Source organism: Mycobacterium sp. 1245805.9 (assembly GCF_001672915.1).
Lineage (GTDB): Bacteria > Actinomycetota > Actinomycetes > Mycobacteriales > Mycobacteriaceae > Mycobacterium.
Map to the genome: position 1 here is coordinate 1 of NZ_LZKR01000051.1, position 6,830 is coordinate 6,830.

9 protein-coding genes and 1 pseudogene are annotated in these 6,830 nt (G+C 69.3%); 4 read left to right on the forward strand and 6 right to left on the reverse strand.

The genetic code is table 11. From position 1 onward, the window contains the following. Positions 1-303: pseudogene (locus A9X00_RS08235) on the forward strand (DUF2993 domain-containing protein); the annotation flags it as partial. Here the strand turns inward: A9X00_RS08235 and deoC are convergent. The 6 genes from deoC to A9X00_RS08265 form a co-directional block, all read right to left on the reverse strand. Beyond that, the gene (deoC, locus tag A9X00_RS08240; RefSeq protein WP_067151714.1) at positions 300-989 is read right to left on the reverse strand and encodes a deoxyribose-phosphate aldolase; all 690 of its coding nucleotides are present in this window, start codon (positions 987-989) and stop codon (positions 300-302) included. The pseudogene A9X00_RS08235 and the gene deoC overlap by 4 nt on opposite strands. After that, a complete protein-coding gene (locus tag A9X00_RS08245; RefSeq protein ID WP_067151717.1) occupies positions 990-1,403 on the reverse strand; it encodes a DUF2599 domain-containing protein in 414 nt (137 codons plus the stop codon). It lies immediately after the preceding gene. A gap of 4 nt (positions 1,404-1,407) precedes the next feature. Continuing rightward, positions 1,408-1,671 (reverse strand): DUF2516 family protein, encoded by a 264-nt coding sequence (locus tag A9X00_RS08250; RefSeq protein WP_082974919.1) that lies wholly within the window; start codon positions 1,669-1,671, stop codon positions 1,408-1,410. A 98-nt stretch (positions 1,672-1,769) separates the two neighbouring features. After that, a complete protein-coding gene (hbhA, locus tag A9X00_RS08255) occupies positions 1,770-2,363 on the reverse strand; it encodes a heparin-binding hemagglutinin HbhA (protein WP_067151735.1) in 594 nt (197 codons plus the stop codon). A gap of 278 nt (positions 2,364-2,641) precedes the next feature. Next, positions 2,642-3,061 (reverse strand): helix-turn-helix domain-containing protein, encoded by a 420-nt coding sequence (locus A9X00_RS08260; RefSeq protein ID WP_067151723.1) that lies wholly within the window; start codon positions 3,059-3,061, stop codon positions 2,642-2,644. 83 nt (positions 3,062-3,144) lie between these two features. Further along, a complete protein-coding gene (locus tag A9X00_RS08265; RefSeq protein ID WP_369830732.1) occupies positions 3,145-4,488 on the reverse strand; it encodes a DUF445 domain-containing protein in 1,344 nt (447 codons plus the stop codon). 132 nt (positions 4,489-4,620) lie between these two features. Here A9X00_RS08265 and A9X00_RS08270 point away from each other — a divergent pair, with 132 nt between their 5' ends. The 3 genes from A9X00_RS08270 to A9X00_RS08280 form a co-directional block, all read left to right on the forward strand. After that, positions 4,621-5,322 carry a TetR/AcrR family transcriptional regulator gene (locus tag A9X00_RS08270; RefSeq protein WP_067151728.1) on the forward strand — a complete coding sequence of 234 codons (702 nt, stop codon included), beginning with the start codon at positions 4,621-4,623 and terminating at the stop codon, positions 5,320-5,322. 12 nt (positions 5,323-5,334) lie between these two features. Further along, positions 5,335-6,348 (forward strand): prenyltransferase, encoded by a 1,014-nt coding sequence (locus A9X00_RS08275; protein WP_067151731.1) that lies wholly within the window; start codon positions 5,335-5,337, stop codon positions 6,346-6,348. 144 nt (positions 6,349-6,492) lie between these two features. Next, positions 6,493-6,830, forward strand: a 338-nt coding sequence (locus A9X00_RS08280) for a class I SAM-dependent methyltransferase (protein ID WP_197515101.1), incomplete at its 3' end; no start/stop codon positions are given.

Sequence of the window (6,830 nt, forward strand, 5' to 3'; positions counted from 1 at the left end):
CCGGCCGACGGCACCATCGAGCTGAAGGGCATGTTGGACAACATCACGGCCAAGCCGGTGGTGTCCGGCACCGGGCTGCAGCTGCAGATCGTCAGCTTCAACGCGCTGGGCTTCACCATGCCGAAGGAATCGGTGCAGTCGACGCTGGACGACTTCACCGCGCAATTCACCAAGAACTACCCGCTGGGCATCCACGCCGACAGCGTGCAGGTCACCGATACCGGTGTGACAGCCCACTTTTCGACACAGAACGCCAGCATCCCGAACGACAACAGCAACGACCCCTGCTTCGCCAACCTCTAAGAATCGCCGCCGAGCCCGTCGAGCACCGCCCGGCTGCCCGACAGGCCCAGCCGGGTCGCGCCGGCATCCAGCATCGCTAGCGCGTCGGCGGCCGTGCGGATGCCGCCGCTGGCCTTGACGCCCAGCCGCCCGCCGACGGCCTCGGCCATCAGCGCGACGGCGTCCACCGACGCCCCGCCCGCCGGGTGAAAGCCGGTCGAGGTCTTGACGAAGTCGGCGCCGGCGTCCTCCGCGGCGCGGCACACGTCCGCCAGCGCGTCCCCGCCCGCTCGGGCCAGCAGCACCGCCGACTCCACGATGACTTTCAGCACGGCCCGGGGCACCGCGGCCGGCGGCGCCCTGATGTCGGAGCGCACGGCATCGATGTCGCCGGCCAGCGCGGCGCCGACGTCGATGACCATGTCGATCTCGCCGGCGCCGGCCGCCACGGCCAGCGCGGCCTCGCGCGCCTTGACCTCCGGCACGTGCTTGCCCGACGGAAAGCCGGCCACCGCCGCCACCCGGACGCCGGAGGCGGCGGCATACGACGCGTCCGGGACCATCGACGGCGAGACGCACACGGCGTAGACACCGAGGTCGCCCGCCTCGGCCACCAGCGCGGCCCGCTCGGCGCGGGTGGCCTCGGGCTTGAGCAGGGTGTGGTCGATCAGGGCCGCCAGTTGGGCCCGCGTGGGTTGGCTCGCCAACTAGAACCCTTCTTCCGGACCGCCGGGGTTGCAGCCCGTGGCGAACATGTCGGCGTCGTCGACCACCGGGCGCCACGGCTCCAGGTTCCAGCTGGACTTGCCCGGCTGCACGAACTCGGCGAGCTGCCAGTGGCAGACGAACTGGGCGCGCATGCCGGGGGTGTCGGCGTCCGGCGCCAGCGCCAGCACCTCGGCCCACGCCTCGTCGGCCTGCGACGCGGTGCCCGGTTGTCTGGCGGCCACCCGCCCGGATGGTGTCGGAAAAACCCGCAGGCTGGACATGCCCTGCCAGCGGGACCACTCGGTGTGGTCGACGAACGGGGGTGCGGGGGTGGCGTCGGCGCGGGCGGGCGACGCCGGCGGGCCCAGCAGCGCGGCCAGCACCACCGCCGGCGCGGCCAGCAGGGCCTTCATTCCGCTAGCGCGACTTGCCCTGAATCTCAAGCAGTTTCGGCCGCACGTCGACCAGATACACCCCGGCGGCGCAGGCGGCGATCGCCATGCCCAGCACGCCGAACACGAAACTCAGCACGGAGGCCAGCGCCACGGCCACGCCGAGGATCACCAACCACACCGGCTTGGTCAGCTTGTCTGCGGCGGTATAGGCGTCGGTTCGCTGCAGCGCTGCGTGCACGAACGCGTACACGGCCGTCAGCGCGACGGCGATCTGCAGGACGAACATGACGATGCTCACGGCGTGGGTCACGCATCAAGGGTATGCGGGCACCGTCCAAAACGTCGACTCCGAGTTGCCCGGGGACAACTCGGAGTCGCGTCTGGTTACTTCTGGGTGACCTTCTTGGCCGACGCCTTCTTGGCCGGGGCCTTCTTGGCAGGAGCCTTCTTGGCGGGCGCCTTCTTGGCCGGGGCCTTCTTGGCCGACTCGGCCTTCTTGGGCAGGTCGATGCCGACCAGCTTGGCGGCCCGCTCGCCGACCGCGCGGGTCTGCGACGCGACCGTGCCGAGCGCCTCCTGGGTCAGCTCGACGGCCTGGTCGACGTAGCCCTCGGCGCGCGCCGACGCGTCCTCGAAGGGCCGCTGGCTGCGCAGGCGCTCCAGGGCGGCCTCGCCGCGGTCGACCAGCTCGTTGTAGCGGCTGGTCGCGGCCTCCAGGTAGCCCTCGGCGGCCTTGCGCAGCTCCTCGGAGGTGAAGCGCTCGCGCAGCTCGGTGAACTGCTCGGGCAGGTCCTCCTGCAGCTTCGACAGGCGAGCGCGGCGCTCCTCGACCCGGCTGCGGGTCTCGGTGCGGGTCTCTTCGGCCCGCTCACGCAGGTTGGCGATCAGGTCGTTGACGGTGGCCAGCGCCAGATCGGCCGCGCCGAGCGCCGCCAGCAACGGAGCCCGCAAGTCTTCGACGTTCGGGTTTTCAGCCATGGTGTTTCCTTTCATAATTTGTTTCTTATCGGGGTTACTGCGTCTCTGATCTGAAGAAAGGGGCAGGCGGGGAGAGGTCAAGACCCGCGGATTGACGTGGCCCGCAACTTGCCGGGGGAACCTCCTGATTGATCGGGTCGGCTGATCGGTTACGCATCGTGGGCCAGGGTTGGTGAACTCGACGGGCCGGCGTCAAACCCCTTCCCCTCGGGTAACCAAGCGGCCTGGCATCTATGCGTCACCAACTCATTGCTGTCATTGGCGCGACTGCGAACGCGTCACTCGTCGCTGTCGGGTTCGCTCGGACTCTCCTCGAAATTGGCTTCGTTCTGCTCGGCAAATGACGCGTAGATGTCGAGCAGGATCTGCTTTTGACGCTCCGTGATCGCCGTGTCGGTGATGATGGCGTCGCGCACCTGGCTCTTGTCGCTGGGCTCGAGAATCCCGGCGCGCACGTAGAGCACCTCGGCGGAGATCCGTAGCGCTTTTGCGATCTGGCTCAGCACGTCGGCGGACGGCTTGCGCAGCCCGCGCTCCACCTGGCTCAGGTACGGGTTGCTGACGCCGGACCGCTCGGCGAGCTGCCGCACCGAGACCTGCGCGTTCTCACGCAGGTCGCGGATGAAGCTGCCGAGGTCGGAGGCCATGTCGGAGGCCGCCGTCGACACCTTGGCGGAGAGCTTCTCCTCCTGCGGCATCGAGCACTCCTCGGGTCGGTTGGCGTGTTACGGCCCCTACCCTACGACCAAGTGCTTGCTTTTGCAAGCACTTGTTAGCACCCCTAGAAAAGCAGCTGGGCGACGGCGTAGATGATCAGCCCCGCCAGGGACCCGACGACCGTCCCGTTGATCCGAATGAACTGCAGGTCTCGACCCACGTGCAGTTCGATGCGCCGGCTGGCCTCCTCCGCGTCCCAGCGCTCGATCGTGTCGGTGATGATCGCGGTGATTTCCACCCCGTACTCGGAGACCAGGTGCTGGGCCGCCCGCACGATCCAGCTGTCGACCTTGTCGCGCAGGTCGGCGTCGTCGCGCAGCGACTCCCCGATGCGGACGACGGTGTCGGCGATGCGGGTTCGCAGCGCGCTGGACGGGTCGTCGACGCCCTCGAGGACCAGCCTCTTCAGCGTCTTCCACGCCGTCGCGGCCGCGGTGGCGATCTCATCGCGCGCCATCAGCTGGTCCTTGACCGCGTCGGCGCGCGCGATGGTCTCCGGATCGTGCTGCAGGTCGTCGGCGAACTCGAACAGGAAACGGGTCGCCGAACGGCGCAACTCGTGGTCGGGGTTGCGGCGCACCTTGTCGGTGAAGTCCATCAGCTCGCGGTGGATGCGGTCGCCGACGAGGTGGTCGATGAACCGCGGCGACCAGCTCGGCGAGTCGCGCTCGACCACCCGCTGGATCACCTCCCCGGCGTTCAGCGACCACTGGAACGCCCGGTCGGCCAGCAGTTGGATCAGGGCCTCCTGGCGGTTCTCGGCCAGCAGCGTCGCCAGCACCCGGCCCACCGGCGGGCCCCATTGCGGTTCGGCGATGCGGCGCACGATCATCCGGTCGATCACCTGCTGGACGTCCTCGTCGCGCAACAGCTCCACCAGCACCCGCAGCACCGTCGCCGTCTCGCCGGCCACCCGTTCGGCGTGCGCGGTCTCCGAGAGCCACTTCCCGAGCCGGCTGGGCACCTGGGCGTCGCGCAACTTGGTCTCGACGACGGGCGGTGACAGGAAGTTCTCCCGCACGAAGGTCCCCAGGCCCTCGCCGAGCTGGTCCTTCTTGCGCTTGATGATCGCGGTGTGCGGGATGGGAATGCCCAGCGGGTGCTTGAACAGCGCCGTGACCGCGAACCAGTCGGCCAGCGCGCCCACCATGCCGGCCTCCGCGGCCGCACCGACGTAACCCACCCAGGTCGCCGTGACGGCGTGGGCCTGGGCCCACCGGCAGGCCAGGAACAGGCCCGTGGCGCCGACCAGGAAGCTCAGGGCCACCAGCTTCATCCGGCGCAGCGCCACCCGCCGCTCGGCGTCGGCCTCCGGATCCGCCCCGGCGAACGATTCCGCCAGGGACGCCAGCCTCGCCGCGGGCGAGCCCGGTGCTTCGCCCCCGGGGGAGGCTCGGTGTGTCACCACTCCATCATGTCTCGCCGCGGGCAGTTAGTGTTACCGCCCTGCTTGGACGGCCGCGTGCGCGCGGCCCATCCGCCATAAGACCCCCGGCAAGCCGTAGTATCAGGGGCGTCTGATGAGTGAGAAGCGGCGACAGTGGCAGAGCGGATCCGGGCTGTGACCGTAAAGACGGATGGTCGCAAGCGGCGCTGGCACCAACACAAGGTGGAGCGCCGCAATGAGCTGGTTGACGGGACGATCGTGGCGATCCGCCAGCGGGGCCGCTTCCTGAGCATGGACGAGATCGCGGCCGAGATCGGGGTCTCCAAGACCGTGCTGTACCGCTACTTCGTCGACAAGAACGACCTGACCACCGCGGTGCTGATGCGCTTCGCGCAGTCGACGCTGATTCCCAACATGGCGGGCGCGCTGACGTCCAACCTGGATGGCTTCGACCTGACCCGCGAAATCATCCGGGTGTATGTCGAGACGGTCGCCGACGAACCGGAGCCGTACCGGTTCGTGATGGCCAACAGCTCGCCGACCAAGAGCAAGGTGATCGCCGACTCCGAGCGAATCATCGCCCGGATGCTGGCCATGATGCTGCGCCGCCGCATGCAGGAGGCCGGGATGGACACCGGCGGCGTGGAGCCCTGGGCCTACATGATCGTCGGCGGCGTGCAGCTCGCGACGCACTCGTGGATCTCCGACCCGCGGATGACCGCCGACGAGCTGATCGACTACCTGACCATGCTGAGCTGGAGCGCGATCTGCGGCATCGTCGAGGCGGGCGGGTCGCTGGAGAAGTTCCGGGAGCAGCCGCACCCGTCGCCGATCGTGCCGCCGCGGGCGCCATGACCTCGGGGCCCGATGGCTGACGTGAGCGCGAGCTCGCGCCTCCGGTCGTGGGCCTACGCGCTTCGCACCACCAACCCGCCCCCGGACGGGCCGGTCGACGCCGTCACGCGCTGGCTCGTGGTCGCCCGGGCGGCCGTGCTGCCGATGACCCTGGTCTCCGGCCTGGTGGCGGCGCTGCTGGCGGTCGGCAAACCCGGGCTGGACTGGCGCTGGCTGGTCCTGGCCGTGCTGGGCATCACGCTCGCGCACACCGCCAACAACCTGATGAACGACCTCTACGACACCCAGGTCGGCACCGACAGCGCCACCTATCCCCGCGCGCTGTACGCGCCCCATCCGGTGCTGTCGGGGCTGATCAGCCGCCGCACGCTCGGGCTGGCGATCCTGGCGGTCAACGTCGCGGATCTGGCCATCCTGGTGACGCTGGCGTGGGCGCGGGGGTGGCCGGTGGTGGCCTTCGCGCTCGGCGGGTTCGCCCTCAGCGTCGCCTACACCGCGCCGCCGCTGCGGCTGAAGAAGCGCGGCCTCGGCGAGCCGGATGTCTTCGTGGTGTGGGGACCGCTGATGGTGTGCGGGACCTACTACTCCGCGGTGGGCGCGGTGGGCTGGGACGTCGTCGTGGCGTCGCTGCCCTACGGATTGCTGTGCACGACGGTGCTGATGGGCAAGCACATCGACAAGATCCCCTACGACGAGCCGCTCGGCATCCGGACGCTGCCCGTGCTGCTCGGCGAGGCCCGCGCCCGGGCCGTCACGCTGGGCATGATGGTCGGCTTCTACGCGCTGGTGGCCGTCGCCGTCGCCGTGCGGGCGATGCCGTGGCCCGCGCTGATCGTCGTGTTGGCGTTGCCGCGGCTGGCGAAGGTGTGGCCGTATTTCCGCCGGCCGAGGCCCGACGAGCCGCCGCCGAACTTCCCGGTGTGGCCGCTGTGGTACGCGGCGCTGGCCTGGGTGCACGTGCGCCAGGCGGGCGCGCTGCTGGTCCTGGGGCTCGCGGCGGGCGCCGTGTTGCGCACCGCTTTGTGACCTACGTGTGACGCAAAGCCGACTTCGGCAATGCGACTTGTACGGCCTTAACCGCTAGCATGCAGGGGATGCATCGGGGGTGAACCGCGGTGCCTGGTCGCCAGGACGCGCGGAACCCCGAGATACAGAAAGGCCCAACTACTCATGTCTGTGCAGCTCACGCCGCACTTTGGGAACGTGCAGGCGCACTACGATCTGTCCGACGACTTCTTCCGGCTGTTCCTCGACCCGACGCAGACCTACAGCTGCGCCTACTTCGAGCGCGACGACATGACCCTCGAAGAGGCGCAGCTCGCCAAGATCGACCTGTCGCTGGGGAAGCTCGGGCTCGAGCCGGGGATGACGCTGCTGGACATCGGCTGCGGCTGGGGCGGCGCGCTGCAACGGGCGGTCGAGAAGTTCGATGTCAACGTGATCGGAATTACCCTCAGCCGCAACCAGTTCGAGTACAGCAAAACCAGGCTGGCGGGGATCCCGACCGA

Coding starts and splice junctions, on each gene's coding strand:
- hbhA (WP_067151735.1), bottom strand. CDS start 2,363: ATGGCTGAAAACCCGAACGTCGAAGACTTGCGGGCTCCGTTGCTGGCG.
- A9X00_RS08250 (WP_082974919.1), bottom strand. CDS start 1,671: ATGTTCGTCCTGCAGATCGCCGTCGCGCTGACGGCCGTGTACGCGTTC.
- A9X00_RS08275 (WP_067151731.1), top strand. CDS start 5,335: ATGGCTGACGTGAGCGCGAGCTCGCGCCTCCGGTCGTGGGCCTACGCG.
- A9X00_RS08245 (WP_067151717.1), bottom strand. CDS start 1,403: ATGAAGGCCCTGCTGGCCGCGCCGGCGGTGGTGCTGGCCGCGCTGCTG.
- A9X00_RS08260 (WP_067151723.1), bottom strand. CDS start 3,061: ATGCCGCAGGAGGAGAAGCTCTCCGCCAAGGTGTCGACGGCGGCCTCC.